Source organism: Bacillus aquiflavi, assembly GCF_019915265.1.
In the GTDB taxonomy this organism is placed as follows: domain Bacteria; phylum Bacillota; class Bacilli; order Bacillales; family Cytobacillaceae; genus Bacillus_BT; species Bacillus_BT aquiflavi.
Map to the genome: position 1 here is coordinate 1,657,967 of NZ_CP082780.1, position 20,661 is coordinate 1,678,627.

General features: G+C 33.1%; 8 protein-coding genes. All 8 read left to right on the plus strand.

The window, feature by feature from the left end:
• Positions 1-108 precede the first annotated feature (108 nt).
• The 8 genes from K6959_RS08150 (at position 109) to K6959_RS08185 (ending at position 20,654) form a co-directional block, all read left to right on the plus strand.
• Positions 109-7,134: an amino acid adenylation domain-containing protein gene (locus K6959_RS08150; protein WP_223088141.1), complete on the plus strand. Its 7,026-nt coding sequence runs from the start codon at positions 109-111 to the stop codon at positions 7,132-7,134.
• A gap of 64 nt (positions 7,135-7,198) precedes the next feature.
• Positions 7,199-11,431 carry a non-ribosomal peptide synthetase gene (locus K6959_RS08155; protein WP_223088142.1) on the plus strand — a complete coding sequence of 1,411 codons (4,233 nt, stop codon included), beginning with the start codon at positions 7,199-7,201 and terminating at the stop codon, positions 11,429-11,431.
• A 34-nt stretch (positions 11,432-11,465) separates the two neighbouring features.
• Positions 11,466-14,069, plus strand: a complete 2,604-nt coding sequence (locus K6959_RS08160) for an amino acid adenylation domain-containing protein (RefSeq protein WP_223088144.1) — start codon at positions 11,466-11,468, stop codon at positions 14,067-14,069.
• A gap of 72 nt (positions 14,070-14,141) precedes the next feature.
• Positions 14,142-15,083 (plus strand): PEP/pyruvate-binding domain-containing protein, encoded by a 942-nt coding sequence (locus tag K6959_RS08165; RefSeq protein ID WP_163243111.1) that lies wholly within the window; start codon positions 14,142-14,144, stop codon positions 15,081-15,083.
• Positions 15,080-16,087 (plus strand): PEP-utilizing enzyme, encoded by a 1,008-nt coding sequence (locus K6959_RS08170; RefSeq protein WP_223088146.1) that lies wholly within the window; start codon positions 15,080-15,082, stop codon positions 16,085-16,087. The genes K6959_RS08165 and K6959_RS08170 overlap by 4 nt, the downstream gene beginning before the upstream one ends.
• Positions 16,059-16,697, plus strand: coding sequence for a PEP-utilizing enzyme (locus tag K6959_RS08175; protein ID WP_223088148.1), 639 nt, complete (start codon positions 16,059-16,061; stop codon positions 16,695-16,697). Before K6959_RS08170 ends, K6959_RS08175 begins: the two co-directional genes overlap by 29 nt.
• A gap of 38 nt (positions 16,698-16,735) precedes the next feature.
• Positions 16,736-17,443 carry a thioesterase II family protein gene (locus K6959_RS08180; RefSeq protein ID WP_223088149.1) on the plus strand — a complete coding sequence of 236 codons (708 nt, stop codon included), beginning with the start codon at positions 16,736-16,738 and terminating at the stop codon, positions 17,441-17,443.
• 172 nt (positions 17,444-17,615) lie between these two features.
• Complete coding sequence (locus tag K6959_RS08185) at positions 17,616-20,654, plus strand: efflux RND transporter permease subunit (RefSeq protein WP_223088151.1); 3,039 nt, start codon at positions 17,616-17,618, stop codon at positions 20,652-20,654.
• Positions 20,655-20,661: the final 7 nt, after the last annotated feature.

The window sequence follows — 20,661 nt, forward strand, 5'->3', positions numbered from 1 at the left end:
AAAATAAAAGAATCATGAGGGTGGGGATGCTGTGTAGAGACCCCTTGTTCAACTACTATCGGTGGGGGAATGAAGCCCTCCCACTATTAATTTTAAGGGGGAAAAAGAATGGGTTTTTCGAAACAAGTATTATTAAATAGCGGTAAATATCAAAAAGAAAAGGACTACTGGAAAGAAAAGCTATCAGGTCACTTTTCATCAAGCACGTTGCCTAGAGATCATATTTACAGCGAGCAAGACGAACCAATTGCTGAGGCAATACAATTAAAAATACCAGATACAATTTTTAGGAAAATTCATACAATTGCTAACGGTTCAGAACTTGGAACATTTTTAATCGTTTCTACAGCGATTAATGCAGCTTTATATCAATATTCAACCGATGAAGATGTTGTAATAGGGGTTCCTGTTTTTAAACAAAAACATGATGGAGATTATTTAAATGATAAGCTCGTCATTAGAAGTAACATAAACGACGATATGACTTGGAAGGAATTACTTTCTCAAGTTCAGCAATCAGTTAAAGAAGCAAATGAGCATCAAAATTTTCCTTATGAGGAATTAGTTAAACTATTAAAAAATTCTCATTCAATGGATTCATTATTTAAGTTGCTATTGGTATTTGATAATTTACACCACAATGTTATAAACAATACGCTAGATCACGATTTAATGATTTCCTTTCATTTTACTGAGCTTGAATTAACGTCAACCGTTCGTTATCGTGGAGACCTATACAAGCGCGCGACAATCAAGAGGTTTTTTCAACAAATCGTCGTTGCTTTAGCCCATTTTTGCGAAAATATTAATGAGAAAGTAGCGGCAGTTGAGTTAATGACTGAAGACGAAAAAAATCAAATTTTATATCAGTTTAATCATCCAACAGGGATTCAATCTAATCATCAAACTACTATACACCAATTGTTTCAAAAAGCTGTCAGCGATCATCCTAAACAGACCGCGGTCATTTTCAAGGATAACGAAGTAACATATGAAGAGATTAACGTAAAAGCAAACCAATTAGCGCGAAAATTACAAAGCTTAGGTGTAAAGCAAAATGATTATGTTGGAATAATGGTCGATCCTTCAATTGAAATGATCATCGGAATCCTTTCTATTTTAAAAGCTGGTGCTGCATATGTGCCTATCGATCCTTTATATCCGGCTAAAAGAATTAATTTAATGATTAACGATAGCGCGATAAAAGTATTACTTTCTTCATCAATGCTAAAACACCAACTGGAAGATTTAGATTACAGTCATGAAGTCGTAATGCTAGATCATAATGAAATTTATACGGGGGAATCAACAAATTTAACGATAACGAATCCAGAGGATACAGCATATATCATTTATACATCTGGATCAACAGGAAAGCCAAAGGGAGTATGTATTGATCATAAAAGTGCAGTTCATTATATTAACTGTTTTATTAATGAATTTCAGGTGAACAATGAAGACTCTGTTTTATTACATTCATCGTTTGCATTTGATGCATCTATTGAACAATTATTTCCAATACTTTTAGTAGGTGGAAGATTAGTAGTTCCGCAAAAAGAAGAATTAATGGATATCCCGTGTCTAGTAGAATTGATTGAAAAACAAAGTGTTTCTATTGTAAGCAGTTCTCCATTAATTTTAAATGAATTTAACAAACAACAAAACCTAAATAGTATGAGGATATTTATTAGGGGGGGAGATGTGTTAAGAAAAGAACATATTTCAAACCTATTATCCTATTCAACTGTGTACAATACATATGGTCCTACAGAAGCAACTGTATGTGCTACATTCCATAAAATAAAAAAAGAAGAGACAGGGAAAATATTAATCGGACGGCCTATTCAAGATAAGAATATATATATCCTTAACAGTAAAAGGAAGCTACTACCTATAGGAGTTCCGGGTGAGATCTATATCTCTGGAAAAGGATTATCAAAAGGGTATTTAAATGAACCAGAGTTGACGAATGATCATTTTGTAGACAATCCATTTATTCCTGGTGAAAAGATGTATAAAACAGGTGATATCGGAAGATGGATGCACGATGGAACAATTGAGTTTATTGGTAGAATTGGTGGCCAGGTGAATATAAGAGGATATCGAATCGAGTTAGAGGAAATAGAGAAAACATTACTAAATCATCATCATATTCAAGAAGCTATCGTCACTAAACAAAGCAATACAGAAGATCATGATGTACTATGTGTGTATTATATTTCTAAAAGTGATCTTTCTGCGGTACAACTAGAAGAATATTTAAGAGAGCATTTACCAGAGTTTATGATCCCGACGGATTTTATAGCTTTAGATAAGTTTCCAACTACAGTTAATGGAAAGTTAGATTATCATGCACTACCTAAACCAAATTTCTCAAGAAGTACAGCTTATAAAAAACCAAGGAATTTAATAGAAAAGTCTCTTGTGAAAATATGGTCCGATGTATTAGAAATAAAAGAAGAGGATATTGGTATAGAGGATGATTTCTTTAAATTAGGGGGTCACTCGTTAAAAGCTACAATAGTAGCTGCAAAAATTTTCAAGGAGCTTCATGTAGAAATACCGATAAAAAAACTGTTCCAAACACCTAATATTAAAAGCCTTGCAGATGATATACAGACCGTTCAAAAATCGAAATATGATCCAATAAAACCTTTAAACAAACAACAGTTTTACGCTACCTCACCTGCACAAAACAGACTGTTAGCCATCGCTAAATTGGATGAAAGCAGTGTGAATTACAATATTTCAGGGGCGTTTGTTATTAAAGGATCATTAGACAAATCTCGCTTTGAACAAGCTTTTCATTCACTTGTTCAAAGACATGAGTCGCTTAGAACTTCTTTTCAGTATATAGATTTTGAGGCAAAACAAATAATTAACGAAAAAATAAACTATAAAATTGAATTTTTAAAGGCTTCAGAAAGAGAATTGCCTATCATTTTTTCTCATTTTATCAAACCGTTTCACTTAGAAAGTACACCACTTTTTAGAGTAATGCTCATAGAATTTGAAAAAAATAAATATTTATTTTTAATAGATATTCACCATATTATTTCAGACGGTTACTCAGTTGACTTAATGATAGAAGACTTTGTCCAATTATATGAAGGAAAAGAATTGCCCGAGCTTCAAATTCAATATAAGGACTATGCGGCTTGGCAAAATAACTTTTTGGAATCTGAAAAGGTCCAAAGACAAGAACAATATTGGTTAAATCAATTTGCAGAAGAATATCCAGTGCTTCAATTGCCAACAGATTATAAACGGCCTTTAGTAAAAGGCTATGAAGGGGATAGTATTTCAGTCAAAATTGGAAAAGAGTTAATGAATAAAATGCGGCGAATCGCTGCTGAAAAAGGGACTACTCTGTTTATGCTATCGTTAGCTGCATACAATATACTGCTTGCAAAGTATAGTGATCAAGAAGATATTATTGTAGGGTCACCGATCTCTGGCCGAAATCATCCAGACGTAGAAAATATTATCGGAATGTTTGTCAATACGCTTGCACTTCGGAATTTTCCTAAAAAGGAAAAGACATTCTCTGAATTTCTCGAAGAGGTAAAACAATCGACATTGGATGCTTTTGAACATCAAGATTATCCGTTTGAAATGCTAGTAAAAAAATTAAATGTACCGCGTGACACTAGTCGCAATCCGCTTTTTGATACGATGTTTACTTTGCAACAATCAAGCAATTCCGAAGTAAGTATAGATGGATTACAATTTTCACCGTGGGAAATGGAAACGAATGTTTCTAAGTTTGATCTTTCGTTATATTTAACAGAAACAGAAGAAGGCTTACAAGCCCAATTTGAATACAGTACTGGGCTCTTTAAGAAAGAAAGTATCGAACGATTAAGTGAGCACTTTATCAAGATTTTAGAAACGATTGTTAAATCGCCTCATATAAGGCTAGCTGAAATCGAGATGTTAACAGACGAAGAAAAAAATTTGTTACTTTATGATTTCAATCAAACAGAATATGATCATCAAAATAAATTTTTATTGCATGAACTATTTGAGAAACAAGCAGAGCGAATACCTGATCAAGAAGCACTTCGCTTTGGTGACCGATCTATGACATATAAAGAATTGAACGAACAGGCAAATCAGCTTGCCAGAAAACTAAGAAAACAAGGCGTAAAAGCTGAGAGTCTAGTTAGTGTTGTCATGGATCGTTCGTTTGAGATGGTTAAGAGTGTTTTAGCGATTTTAAAAGCAGGCGGTGCATACTTGCCGATTGATCCACATCATCCTCGTAAGAGAATTGAAACGATAATGAAAGATAGTCGTACGTGCTTATTATTAACACAAGATAAGTATAAGGAAACACTTCGTGCTTATCATGAAAATATGATCGTTGTTGATGATCGTAAAGACGACGAAGAAGAAGTAACCGATTTGAATAGAGTGAACAATGGCGAACATTTAGCATATGTCATCTATACATCAGGTTCTACGGGAACCCCGAAGGGAGTAATGATCGAGCATCGGAATGTGTTAAATACATTATTAGGTTTACAGAGGAAGTTTCCAATTAATGATGGAGATGCATATTTATTAAAAGCACCTTTTATCTTTGATGCATCGGTAGTAGAATTATTCGGCTGGATGATTGCAGGAGGAAGGTTGGTCATTTTAGAACCAGAAATGGAAAAAGATCCAGCGGAAATATTTAGCGTTATCCAAAAAGAACAGGTAACACATGTCAATTTCGTGCCTTCTATGTTACAGGCATTTATCGACATGATTGCCGATGAACAATTAAAGGAATTAACGAACTTAAAATATATATTTATCGGTGGAGAAGCATTAACACCTAAATTAGCGAAATTAGCAAAAGAACTTTTGCCATATACACAATTATTTAATCTTTATGGTCCGACGGAAGCGTGTATTTACACGACGGGATATTCGTTAAATAATCATAATTTAGAAACTTCGATTCTACCAATTGGAAAACCGCTGCAAAATACAGAAGTTTATATCGTAAACAACGAAGATAAATTGCAGCCGATCGGAATTCCCGGTGAATTGTGTATATGCGGGAAAGGAGTAGCAAGAGGATATCTTTATGATCAAGAACGAACGAAGGAAAAGTTCATCGCTAATCCTTATAAAGAAAATGCAATCTTATATAAAACTGGTGATTTAGTAAGATGGCTGCCAAATGGGAATATCGAATATTTAGGAAGAAAGGATTTCCAAATCAAGATAAGAGGAAATCGTGTTGAAATCGGGGAAATCGAATATTGTTTAATGCAGCGTGAAGCAGTTCGTGAAGCAGTTGTGGTTGATAGGGAAGATAATCAAGGAAGAAAATATTTATGTGCATATATAGTGGCTGATGTCGAATGGAGTAATCGAGAATGGTCTCAGTATATGGCAGAGAAGCTTCCAGATTATATGATTCCAGCTCATTTTATCCATCTGGACAAAATGCCCTTATCGCCAAATGGCAAGCTAGATCGAAAAGCACTGCCAAAAGAAGAAACCTTTATAAATGAACAAGAATATGTCGCACCAAGAAACGAAGTTGAAAAGCAATTAGTACAAATTTGGTCAGAAGTATTAGCGATTGAAGGAAATAAGATCGGGGTTACCCATGACTTTTTTGAATTAGGCGGACATTCGTTAAATGCAATCACTTTATTAACAAAGATTAATGAGAAATTTAATAAAGAAATAAATTTGCGCGAAATATTTAGAATGTCAACGATCGAGTCGATGGCAGTTCATATTATTAAAAGTGAACAATTTATGCATAAGCCTATAGAAAAAGCTCCAAAGAAAGAATATTATCCACTTTCATACGTACAACAAAGGTTATTTATACTAGAACAAACGAAACAAATGGGGACAAGCTACAATATGCCGGTGTTATTAGAGATCGAAGGCGACTTGGATATCCATCGCCTAGAGGAAACATTAAATAAGCTCATAAAGCGGCATGAGGCGTTCCGTACTTCATTTCACTTTCTGAATGGGAAATTTGTACAAAGGGTACATTCGATGATCCCATTTTCACTAGAATACGAAGTGATGAGAGAATCTAATATCTATACTAATATAGAGAAGTTGATAGAACCTTTTGATTTGGAGAAAGCCCCATTAATAAGAGCTAAACTTTTTAAAGTAGGCGATGCAAAATTTATTCTTTGTTTGGATGTTCATCATATTGTTGCCGACGGATTTTCACTTCAAATTTTATTAAATGAAATTATCCGAATTTATGATGGAGAAAGACTTCCAGATAACTCCTTGCAATATAAAGATTATGCTGTTTGGCAACAGAGCAGTGATTTTAATAAGCAATTAAGAAAACAAGAAATGTATTGGCGCGATTTGTATAAAGGTGATATTCCAGTAGATACGATTCCGGTAGATTTTCCTAGAAGTAATTCTAGTTCTAATGGCAGAAAGGTTTTCTATTATCCAATGAATGAAGAAACGTCCAAAGGATTAATGAAAATATGTAAGGAGTATAAAACAACTTTATTTCAAACATTTTTTACTCTTTACACTATTTTAGTTTCTAAGTATACCAATTCAGATGATGTGATAATTGGAACTCCAACTGCTGGCAGAACACATGTAGATGTCGAGAATATTGTGGGAATGTTTGTAAATACGTTAGCTATTCGCAATCAGCCAAAGGCTGACATGACGTTTAAAGACTTTTTATACAAAGTGAAGGAAAATACGATGTTGGCGTTTGAGAATCAAGACTATCCATATGAAATGTTGTTAGAAAACCTTCAAGTTCATGATTTGATTCGTTCTCAAGGAATTATTAATACGATGTTTATTTATAAAGAGGATAAAATCAATCATAGTTTTTCTAACATCGCGGGTCTAAAGTTAAAAGAATATCCATATGAAAGCGGAAAAGCGAAATTTGATTTAACTGTTAATGCGATTAAAAGTGAGGATATTTTCAACCTGCATTTAGTATACAAGGACAATCTTTTTAAAGAAGAAACGATTAAACAAATGGCACAAAATATAGATTCGATTGCAAAACAAGTAGTTCAAGACATAAATATAAAAATTGCAAATATCAAAATCGAGAAAAATCAAACGGCTGAGGAGATTTCATTTCCGGAGGATTTAACGTTCTCGTTTTAATTTAACCTGTTACTGGCATGGCCTTTAACTGAGGTCATGCCAATAAAAAAAGAAAGGAAATGCTATGAAAGTAAATACGATTACACAAGAATTACCCGTAGATGAAAATGCTGAGAAAGAGAAACAATACTGGGTGGAAAAATTATCGGGAGATCTAGAATTTAGTAGTTTTCCACCGGATTTAGGACTATTTAAAAGTGAGTTAACAGCGAACCATCCTCTTAGAATTCCAGCAGATGTCAGCAATAAAATTAACAAAATTAGCAACAATTCTAATTGGGGTGCTTTCTTAATTTTTGTTACGACAATTAGTGTTATTTTACAAAAGTATACACGAAATAACGATATATTAATTGGTACAACGGAATTAAAAAACACTACAGACGATCTATTATTAATTAGAAATACAGTATCACCTCATATGACGTGGAAAGAGATTCTCTTAAATGTAAAAAACACAGTAAATGATGCGATTAACAATCATAAACTCTCTATTATGTCGTTATTAAAATCGATGGGTACACTAAACGAAAAGACAGAGGATGATTCTTTTCCTGTAGTGATCAATTTTAAAAATCTGGGAGAAAAAAAATTAAAAAGTAATACGCGAGCTAAAATTGCCTTTCATTTTCAAAAAAATGATGAAGACAGCCGCATGACTGGAGAAATTATTTACCAGAAAGAATTATATAGCAGTGACTTTATTTGTAATTTAGCTGAGCAGTTTATGATGACATTAGATCAACTTACAAATAACCCAAATCATCAGGTTGGCGATTTGAATTTAGTTACAGAAATAGAAAAAGAGAAATTACTAAAAGATTTTAACAATACGACAATAAATTTTAGTCATACGAAGCTGTTACATGAATTGGTAGAAGAACAAGTACAAAAATGTCCGGACAGAGTTGCGATCGTATTTGATGAAAGCAAAATCACTTATCGTGAACTTAATAGACGAGCAAATCGATTGGCTGTTTTATTACGTGAAAAGGGAGTTTCCCGAAATACTTTAGTCGGGATTATCATTAAGCCAGGCATCGAAATGGCAATTGGAATATTAAGTATTTTAAAAGCAGGCGGTGCTTATATTCCAATCGACCCTAATTATCCTAAAGAACGAAAAAACTCTATTATTCAAGATAGCGGTTTAGACTTATTGTTAATGGAAACGGAACATAGAAGTAAATTGGATTTGAATGGGGAAATAATAGATCTTGAATTATTAAATAAAAATACAAATAACTATGATCATTTGCCATCAGTTAATGAAGAAAATGATCTAGCCTATATCATCTATACATCTGGAACTACTGGTACACCAAAAGGAGTAATGATTGAACATAAAAGTATTGTAAATAACATTGTCTGGAGAAAAAATGAATACAAACTAACAGAAAATGATTGTGCACTTCAGCTTTTCTCTTTCTCATTTGATGGATTTGTAACGAGTTTTTTTACACCACTTGTCTCAGGTGCACAATTAATACTCGTAAAAAATGATGATGTTAAAAATCCACCTCATTTATATAAAATAATTAAATCAAAAAAAGTTACACATTTTATTAGTACACCATCGCTTTATAATAGTCTGTTAGATGAGATCGATGATGGCGATGAATTAAGTTTAAGAATTATTACTTTAGCTGGAGAGGAAGTCACAAATAGTCTGCTGAAAAAAAATTCTCGAAAAAATGTAAATGTAGAAATCGTCAATGAATATGGGCCAACCGAGAATAGTGTCGTTACAACTGCTTTTCGCAATTTAACGTATCATTCTAAATTTTCTATAGGGAAGCCGATTGCAAACAATCAAATTTATATTTTAGATGAAGAACAAAAACTGCAACCCATTGGTGTACCCGGTGAATTATGTATTTCGGGGGCGTCTCTTGCAAAAGGATATGTAAATAATCCAAAATTAACATCTGAAAAGTTTGTATTTAATCCATTTTTGCAAGGCAGTTTAATGTATAAAACTGGTGATCTTGCACGGTGGTTACCAGACGGGAACATAGAATATTTAGGAAGAGTCGACGAACAGGTAAAAGTTAGAGGGTTTAGGATTGAACTTAAAGAAATTGAACATCAATTAAAGGAACATCAATCTATTGATGAAGTTGTTGTTACATCCGCTAAAGATTCGAAAGGGTCAAACTTTTTATGTGCATATTATATTTCATCAGAAGAAATCAATGGATCAGCATTACGAAAATTTCTTGAAAAAAGAATCCCAGATTTCATGATCCCTAGTTATTTTGTTAAGGTTGATCATTTTCCATTAACGATAAACGGAAAGATAGATAAGAAATCTCTCCCAGAACCGACGGAAAATATAAGTGAACAATTGAACTATAAAGCACCTAGCAATGAAATCGAAGAAAAATTGGTTACAATATGGAGTCAAATTCTTAATATTGATAGTAAAAAAAAAAAAATTGGTATATTAGATAATCTTTTTAATTTAGGGATGCATTCTTTAAAAATCGCTTCGTTCGTATCAAGAGTATATCGGGAATTTGAAATCTCTATTCCGATACATATTATTTTTCAACAACCAACAGTATTCGAGCAAGCAAAATATATTTCCCAAATCGAAAGAGAAAAGATCTATTCAATCGAAAAAGTAGAAGAAAGTAAATATTATCCGCTTTCTTCCGCACAAAAAAGAATTTATATGCTACAATCATTTAATAAATACCAAACGAGTTATAATATGCCAAAAGCGATGATTATCGAAGGTCCTCTCGATGAAAAGCGCATTGAAGCTGCATTTCAAAAGTTATTGCTTAGACATGAAGCTTTAAGAACATCTTTTAAAGTATCCAATGGAAATCCTGTTCAACAGATTAATCACGATACTTCCATTGAAATGAATGTAGTGAATCTAAAGGATGAAAAATTATCTGACTTAGTTTCTAATTTTATTAGACCATTTGATTTACTTAACGATCAATTAATAAGATTAAAACTAGTTAAGCTTAAAAAAAATAAATATTTATTTTTAATAGATATTCACCATATTATTTCAGACGGCTACTCTATTAACTTAATGGTAAATGAATTTGTTCAATTATATGAAGGAAAAGAGTTGCCAGAGCTTCGATTTCAATATAAGGACTATGCGGCTTGGCAAAATAATCTTTTGAAATCTGAAAGGATCGAAAAACAAGAACAATATTGGTTAAATCAATTTGCAGAAGAATATCCAGTGCTTCAATTGCCAACAGATTATAAACGGCCTTTAGTAAAAGGCTATGAAGGGGATAGTATTTCAGTCAATATTGGAAAAGAGTTAACGAATAAAATGCAGCGAATTGCTGCTGAAAAAGGGACTACTCTGTTTATGTTTTCGTTAGCTGCATACAATATACTGCTTGCAAAGTACAGTGATCAAGAAGATATTATTGTAGGGTCACCGATCTCTGGCCGAAATCATCCAGACGTAGAAAATATTATCGGAATGTTTGTCAACACCCTTGCACTTCGGAATTTTCCTAAAAAGGAAAAAACATTTTCCGAATTTCTCGACGAAGTAAAACAATCGACGTTGGATGCTTTTAAACACCAAGATTATCCATTTGAAATGTTAGTAAATAAACTTAAAGTACAGCGTGACACTAGTCGCAATCCGCTTTTTGATACGATGTTTTCATTGCAAGAATCAAGCTATTCCGAAGTAAGTATAGATGGATTACAATTTTCATCGTGGGAAATGGAAACGAATGTTTCTAAGTTTGACCTTTCGTTATTTTTAACAGAAACGGAAGAAGGCTTACAAGCCCATTTTGAATATAGTACCGAGCTCTTTAAGAAAGAAAGTATCAAGCGATTAAGTGAGCACTTTATCAAGATTTTAGAAACGATTGTTAAATCGCCTCATATAAGGCTAGCTGAAATCGAGATGTTAACAGACGAAGAAAAAAGTTTGTTACTTTGTGATTTCAATCAAACAGAATATGACCATCAAAATAAATTTTTATTGCATGAACTATTTGAGAAACAAGCAGAGCGAATGCCTGATCAAGAAGCACTTCGCTTTGGTGACCGATCTATGACATATAAAGAATTGAATGAACAGGCAAATCAGCTTGCCAGAAAACTAAGAAAACAAGGCGTAAAAGCTGAGAGTCTAGTTAGTGTTGTCATGGATCGTTCATTTGAGATGGTTAAGAGTGTTTTAGCGATTTTAAAAGCAGGCGGTGCATACTTGCCGATTGATCCACATCATCCTCGTAAGAGAATTGAAACGATAATGAAAGATAGTCGTACGTTGCTTATTATTAACACAAGATAAGTATAAGGAAACACTTCGTGCTTATCATGAAAATATGATCGTTGTCGATGATCGTAAAGATGATGAAGAAGAAGTAACCAATTTGAATAGAGTGAACAATGGCGAACATTTAGCATATGTCATCTATACATCAGGTTCTACGGGAACCCCGAAGGGAGTAATGATCGAGCATCAGAATGTTCTCAATACATTGTTAACTTTACAAAGAAAGTTTCCAATCATGGAAAACGATGCATATTTATTAAAAACTCCATTTATCTTTGATGTATCGGTTCCAGAATTATTCGGCTGGATGATTGCAGGAGGGAGATTGGTTATTTTAGAACCAGACATGGAAAAAGATCCGTTAGAAATATTTAACGTCATTCAAAAGGAGCGGGTCACACATGTCAATTTTGTACCTTCCATGTTACAGCCATTTATCGATATGATTCCTGATGAACAATTAAAAGAAGTAACGAAGTTAAAATATTTATTTATTGCTGGTGAAGCATTATCGCCAAAATTAGCAAAATCAGTAAGAGAGTTATTGCCGCATACTCAATTATTTAATCTTTATGGTCCGACGGAAGCGTGTATTTATACGACGGAATATTCACTAAATGATGATTTGGAAACATCGATTTTACCAATTGGAAAACCACTGCACAATACAGAAGTATATGTTTTAAATAGCGAGGGAAAGTTACAGCCGATTGGAATTCCTGGTGAATTATGCATAGCCGGAAAAGGACTAGCAAGAGGGTATCTCCATGATAAGAAACGAACGAAGGAGAAATTCATTGCTAATCCTTATAAAGAAAATGCAATTTTATATAAAACTGGTGATTTAGTAAGGTGGTTGCCAGATGGGAATATCGAATATTTAGGAAGAACAGATTTTCAAATCAAGATAAGAGGATATCGGATTGAAATCGGCGAAATCGAATATTGTTTAATGCAGCGTGAAGGAGTTCGTGAAGCAGTTGTAATTGATAGAGAAGATACTGAAGGGAATCAATATTTATGTGCGTATATAGTAGCCGATATTGAATGGAGTAATCGCGAATGGTATCGCTATATGGCAGAAAAACTTCCTGAGTATATGATTCCAACTCATTTTATCCATTTGGACAAAATGCCACTTTCGATAAATGGCAAGCTAGATCGAAAAGCGTTGCCAAAAGGAGAAACGTTTATAAATGAACAAGAATATGTCGCACCAAGAAACGAAGTTGAAAAGCAATTAGTGCAAATTTGGTCAGAAGTATTAGCGATTGAAGGAAATAAGATCGGGGTTACTGATGACTTTTTCCAATTGGGCGGACATTCGATCTCAATATTAAAAGCGTTAACTCAAATGTATTTCCATGGATGGAACCTTTCTGTAAGAGACTTTTACACGTCTCCAACAATAAGTGGATTAGCAGAGAAAATTAATTTAGTCGAAGGCTTTACTGAAGAAGAGTATTCACTTGAAGCTAAAGATATTGTTTCTCCTAATAATACAGAGGCGATGCCTAGTGGAAATATGATCGCAATGAAAAATATTTTAGTAACAGGCGCCACTGGATTTCTTGGAATCCATTTGATTAGAGATTTATTGATCGAAACTGATGCTAATATATATTGCTTAGTAAGAGGACCTGTCGCTGAAAAACGTTTTCTACAAAAGATGAAGCTATATTTCAACGAGACGTTCATGGAGAACTGGAATGATTTCCAACATAGAATTAAAATGATGGAGGGCGACATTACGAAAGAACATCTAGGTTTGTTAAAAGACGATTATGAAAAAGTCGGAAACCATATAGATGTAGTTATTCATGCCGCTGCTCTCGTCAAACATTACGGTAACGAAGAGGAATTTAATCAAATAAATATAAAGGGAACGGAACGTCTGCTTGACTTTTTTTTCAAAAATGAAATTTCTTTTCATTATATTTCAACAATAAGTGTTTCGGGAACTCGTACGAAAGATCAACATCAAATTGAATTTACGGAAAATAAACTTTATATTAATCAAAATATTTTCAATAACGAGTATATTAAAAGTAAATTTAAAGCAGAATCACTAATCTATAAAGCACGAAAAAAAGGCTTACAAGCCAGCATTTATCGCGTGGGTAATTTAACTGGGCGATATACTGATGGAATGTTCCAAGAAAATATTGAGGAAAACGCCTTTTATAATAGGTTTAAATTTCTTGTGAATTTTAAGACGATCCCAAGTCATATGTTAAACCAGATAATCGATTTTACCCCTGTAGATGTATGTAGTGAAGCGATTGTTAAAATTTTAAAAACAGAAGAATCTTGTGGGAATGTATTCCATATCTTTAATCATCATACGATTAAAATGGCTGATGTGAAGGCAGCTTTAGAAGCACTAGGAATTCATCTTAAAGTACTTGATGAAGAAGAATTTAAGTCGTTTATTTACGAAATATATAAAAACGATGAACAAAAAGATTTATTATCTAATATTATTACCGAATTAGTAGAAGTAGAATCTAATAAATTTAGCTGGGATGTTAAAGTTGATTCTTCGTTTACAGTGAAATATTTACAACAATTAGATGATTTTAAATATCCAACAATCGAATCCATTTACATTAGAAAATTGCTTAAACATATGCAAAATGTAGGGTTTATTTAAACAACTTAATAGATGGAATGGATAGGAAATGAACATCAAATTTCCTATCCTCTCCTGAAAGGAGAGTTCTGTGTGATAGTTCCTTTAAGTGAAGGGCATGAAAAAAATAGATCATTAATAGGAGGAAAGGCAAAAAATCTGTCAACTCTGATGAAATTAGGGATATCAGTTCCAAATGGCTTCATCGTTTCCTCGAGTGCCTTTTTGAATTTCATAAAAGCTAACCGGTTAGGAAGTCAAATTAATCATTATATGAAGACAATGTCTAACCCTTATATTAAAATAAACGAATTGTTTCAAAGCCACACAATACCGAGTGATTTAGAAAAAGAGATAAAAGAGGCATACGATAATTTGACTTTTTCACATGACATTATAAATGTTTCCGTAAGATCATCTGCATCTGCTGAGGACTTACAAGATCAATCTTTTGCAGGACAATACGAAACATGTTTAAACATTGGAAGTTTCGATCGTTTACTAAAGAGCATAAAGAAGTGTTGGGCTTCTGTTTGGTCTGATCAAGCTCTTCAATATTTACATACTGTTAATATCGATATTAAAGAAGTGAAAATTAGTGTTTTAGTGCAGGCGATGGTGCAGGCAGATACATCAGGTGTGGCATTTAGTATAAACCCTGTTACCTTATCGTATGATGAAATAATTATTAATGCTAGCTATGGATTAGGAGAGCCAATTGTGTCTGGTCTTATCACTCCTGATCTGTTTATTATTTCGAAACACGATCATAAAATTTTACATAAGGAATTAGGACTAAAAGAATTTAAGCTTGTAGGACAAGCTGATGGTACAAAAGAAACGCCAACTAGTGAACAAGAAATAAAATCATTCAGTTTGAATTTCGACCAAATAAATAGAATTACGAATATAACGAAAAAAATCGAACATTATTATCAATATCCAGTAGATATTGAATTTACCGTAAAAGAAAATGAAATAAATGTATTACAAGTAAGACCGATAACTACTGTAAAAGGAGTGGTTCAATCTTGACTAATAAAACATTAGATCATGAATTTTTATTATCAGATGATGATATGAACAGATCATTTTGGGTCCAAAATGATGTTCATTTTCCTAGACCGTTAACACCGCTTTTTACATCACTTATTATGCCGGCAATGAGTAACGGTACGAAAGTATGTTATGAAAAAATGAAAATGCAAATAGAAAGAGTAGATGTAAAATCTTTAAATGGATACTACTACCAGTCGATCATTCCTAGAAGTAAAGAGGATTATGATCATGAAGAACATAAATCTATTATGATGAACCTGATTCCAAATTTGATTAGTAGATTTGATGATTATGTAGAGAATGTATTTAAACCATATTATGAAAAGCTATCGGCTTTCAAAACAAAAAATGAGTCTAGAAACTCAATTTTACAAGCGGTTAAAGAGTTAGAACAGTTTTTTATAACGGCTTGGGTTATACATTATGAAGTATTAACTCCTAAACAAGCTGCTGGATGGATTTTGGAAGAGTTGTATAGTCAGTTATTTAATAGTAACGATAAGTCAGCTGTCTATGACTTATTAGTTGGAACGATGAATAAAACGTTAGAAACTGATCGAGCGATTTGGGAATTATCTAGGCAAGTTAAAAAATCAAATCTTTTAAATAAATTATTTGAAACAACCAATATCGAAAGTCTGTTTGAAAACTTAGCTAGTGTTAAGGAAGGACAACAATTTCTTGGCGACTTTCAAAATGTGATGACCGAATATGGTTATAGAAATGCTAATTATCATGATTTAAATGAAGAAACATGGATTGAAAACCCAAAATATATTCTCGGTCTTGTTAAAAGATATTTGGATATCAATGATGACTTTGACGAGAAATTTAGTGAAATAAATATGAAAAGAACTCAATTATTTGAACAATTGTTATTAAAAATACACAATAGTTCAGAAAAGCAACAGTTTAAAGAAATGGTTGAAACAGCATTACATATATGGCGGATTGAAGAAGACCATCATTTTTTATATTGATGCTATGCTTCCAGCTAGATCAAGACTTTTCTTTCTAGAGATCGGAAAGTATATGGTAGAACAAAAAATAATTGCAAATAAGAATGATATTTTTTTCCTTTATATAAACGAAGTAAAAGATTTACTTGAAAAACCAAATAATGTTGAAAATTTAATTATTAAAAGAAGAAAAAAACATGAAGAGAACATGAACACTATTCCAGTTCCTTTTGTAGGGGACCCAACTAATATTGCCAACGCTAATGAATTAGAGCAAATTATTGGGTTTCCGCAAGGACCTATAAATAAGGAACAGCAGTCATTTAAAGGTACAGCCGCTTCTAAAGGTGTTTATAAAGGGAAAGTGAAAATGATCTATTCACAGGAGGATTTTCATACGGTTGAAAAAGGGGATGTTTTAGTAACTAAAACAACGACGCCACCTTGGACTGTTCTCTTTCCAATAGTTGGTGCAATTATTACAGATAGTGGGGGGATTCTCTCTCATGCTGGAATTATTGCCCGAGAGTATGAAATCCCAGCTGTTTTAGGAACAAAAGTTGCCACTTCTATGCTTAATAATGGTGATGAAGTAACAGTAGATGGTACTAATGGGGTTGTGTATTTTTAATATTTATATATAAGAATCGATTTATTGAGGAGTACGTTATGCAGAAAGTAAGACTTTTTTGTTTACCATATGCTGGTGGATCATCGTTCATATTCAGTAGATGGAAAACATATTTACATCCAGCAATCGAAATAATACCACTAGAACTTGCCGGAAGAGGGAGAAGAATTAACGAACCTCTCATTTCTAATTTTGAAGAAATGGTAAATGACATATTCAAGACGATAAAAAATGATCTTAGTGATTTGCCATACATCATATTGGGTCATAGTATGGGTGGTCTATTAGCTTATGAATTAGCATATAGAATTTTACAATCTAATAGTAAAATGCCAATTTTAATTATTCTCTCTGGAATAGAACCGCCTAAATTAAGAAAGCGGAAAGTGATCTCAACTCTTCCTGATGAAGAATTTGTGAAAGAGGTTCTCTCAATTGGTGGTACACCAAAAAACATTTTTGCTAATAAAGAAGCATCTGATATTTTCATATCGATATTACGAGCAGATTTCAAGTTAGTAGAATCTTATGTTGCTCAAGATTACAAACCATTAGATGTGGATTTAATGATATTTAATGGAGAACGAGATTATTCTACTACTTTCCCTAGAGTAAAGGAATGGAAAAAGTATACAAATAAATCATGTCAGATGATCAATTTTGAAGGTGGACATTTCTTTATACACGATCAAAAAAAAGAAGTAATTAACGCAATTAATTTGTATATAGAAAAAGTTTTATATTAATCATATTGGCCCTATTAAACATATACATTCGTGTGAGACTGCAGTCTCACACGCCTTTTGGTTATGACGCGGTGAAACGGGAAAGAATCACATTGTCAGAAAGGAATCAACAAAGTTATCTAGCATAGAACGGGATGTTAAATAAAATGACAAATATACAAGGAGAATGTTTGTGAATTTATTGAAGTTCATATTAAAAAAAAAAATATTAATTGGATTAATGACGGTAATGGTATTGTCTTTTGGACTATATGCAATTTTTGATTTAGGCAAAGAACTTATGCCATCGGTTGCAAAAGATAGTATATATATAAAAACTGCTGCTGGAGACTTATCGGCAATTGAAGTAGAGCGCAATATTACAGATCCATTGGAACGGAAATTAAAAGGAATTGATGGAATTAAAAGTATCGACTCTACGACAAATATAGGTGGAAACTCATTTAAGTTTAAGTTAACAATTGAAGATGGACGCGGAGAAGAAGTATTAAAAGAAGTTGAATCTGTTGTCAATGCTGCAAAGGGAGAACTTATCGGCATAAAAGATATTGTTACGGGCCAATACGGTACGAACCAAGGTTATGAATTATTTATGGATATTTCTGGCGGCGATTTTGATCAGATGAAGGCCTTTGCGAAAGATGTTTTAGAGCCGAGATTAGAGAACTTAGAAGAAGTGAGAGATGTTGAATTTTCAGGTTTATCAGAGCAAGAAGTTCTCATTGAGATTAATAAAAATGAACTTGAAAAAAACAATTTAAATTTTGCCCAAGTAGTAGAAGTGATTGAGGAAGTAAATAGTGATTATACACTTGGCGAATTGAGCGTCGAGAAAGACTCCCCTTCTTTACGTTGGGATACTAAATTTGAAAACATTGAAGATATAGAAAATATAATGATCCCTTCGGAAACTGGGTTTATACAGCTAAAGGATATAGCTAGCATAAAGAAGCAAACTGTAGAAGGTTCTTCTTCCGTATGGAAGGATGGTAAGAAAGACTTTATCTTTGTTCAAATCGGGCGTACATCAAATTTCACTCAAATTGACATGAGAGATGCAGTACGTAAGGAAATTCAAAAAATTCGCGATGAAAATCTTATTAAAGACTTTACTTTGAAGGAAATCGTTTCACAAGCAGATTATGTTGAAGAATCTATTGATGGAATAACTAGCAACATTATTATCGGTGGGGCAATTGCCATCGTCATTCTCCTCATTTTTTTACGAAACTTACGGGCTACATTCATTATTGGTTTGGCAATACCGACATCTGTTCTACTTACTTTTGCGTCAATGTGGCTGTTTGATTATAGTTTTAATATGTTGACTCTTATAGGACTAGGATTAGGAATCGGAATGATGGTTGATTCATCAATTGTCATACTAGAGTCTATTTATCGAAAAAAAGAGCTAGGTTTAGGAAATTTTGAAGCTGTTTTACAAGGAACAAAGGAAGTTGCTGGAGCTGTAATTGCCTCTATTTTAACAACGATTATCGTTTTTGTGCCGGTTGGGTTAATTAGTGGGGAAATCGGCCAATACGTAGTGATATTATCAGTAATCGTTGCCATTACATTAATAAGTTCCTTAATCGTTTCTTTCACATTGATTCCATCATTATCAGAGAAATTTTTGCTGTTTAAAAAATCAAAAAATGATAGAACTGAAGGCGTATTTCTTAAAACATATGGTAAAGCTGTATCATGGGCAGTACATAAAAAATATCGAAGCTTATTAATTCTTCTTCTTTTTTTCGCAATATTTGGCAGTTCATTATTTTTAGTACCAAAAATACCGATGACAATTATGCCTGATATGTTTAATCGTTATACTGAAGTGATGACTTATTTAGAAACTGGTGTAAATAATAAAGAGAAAGAAGAACTAGTAAAAGGGATGAATCAAAAGCTTCAAAAAATTGAGGATGTTGATTCGAATTATATTTTGGATATGGGGGGAGAACTGTACTCTATCATCAACATGACAAAGGGTGATGAGATAAAGAATGAACAAAATGCAGTGAATGAAGAAATTTTAAAATCACTGCGTGAACTAAAGGATACATTCCCAATTGTGAGTGTACAAAGTGCTTTATCTGATGGTGAGGGAGGCCAGCCTATTCAAATAACGGTTAGTGGAGAAGATTTTTCGCAATTAAAAGAAATTGTTGATCGTTTCACTAAAAAGCTAGAATCAGTAGAAGGAATTGTTGGCATTACAAATTCTATGGAACGTTCGACTAACGAACAGGTTATTGCATTAAAACAAGACGAAATAGAGAAGGCAGGATTATCTCAACTTGCAATCAAACGACATATAGAACAGGCTTTATTACAAATGCCGGTGGGAGAGATGAAGATTGATCATCAAGACGCTTCCTTAATTTTAGGAGTGGATGAAAGTATAGAGACGAAAGAGTCTCTGTTAGATTTAAAGATTCCAACCGTACGAGGGGAAGAAAAATTATCTACTTTTATTAATTTAGAAACAGTACAAACACCTAATGAGATTTATCATTTAGAGGGAGAACGATTCATTACAATCTCTGCCGATATTGAAAATAAAGATCTCGGTACGGTGAATCGAGAAGTTCAAAAATTAATTAATAAATTTGAAACACCGTCGGGATATAACATTTCTGTCGCAGGAGATTTAGAGCAGCAACAAGAGCTAATGATAGAAATGATGATCGTATTAGCATTTGCCATTTTCCTTGTATATTTCGTCATGGCAGTACAATTTAATCAATTAGGTCAACCTATTATTGTGATGTCAGCTATTCCAATGGCATTTACTGGTGTTATACTAGGGTTATCTGCTACTCAAATGGAACTTAACATTTTGTCTGGAATTGGCGTTGTCATGCTGATTGGAATTGTTTTAAATAATGCTATTTTATTGATCGATCGATCAAATCAACTTCGAAGAGCTGGTTATAACATTGAAGAAGCTCTCGTTGAAGCGGGAAAAAATAGATTACGTCCAATCTTTATGACAACAATAACAACAGTAGGCGGAATGCTTCCATTAGCGTTAGAATCGGGAACATCCGGTAATTATCAAGCACCGTTGGCAGTTGTTATTATTTCGGGGCTATTATTTTCTACCTTTATTACATTACTGCTCATTCCGTCGATTTGCCGGTTATTCTCATTTTCTCGGAAGGAATCGTTAACAAGGGTGGAAGATAAAAAGACATTAACCAATTAATGATGGA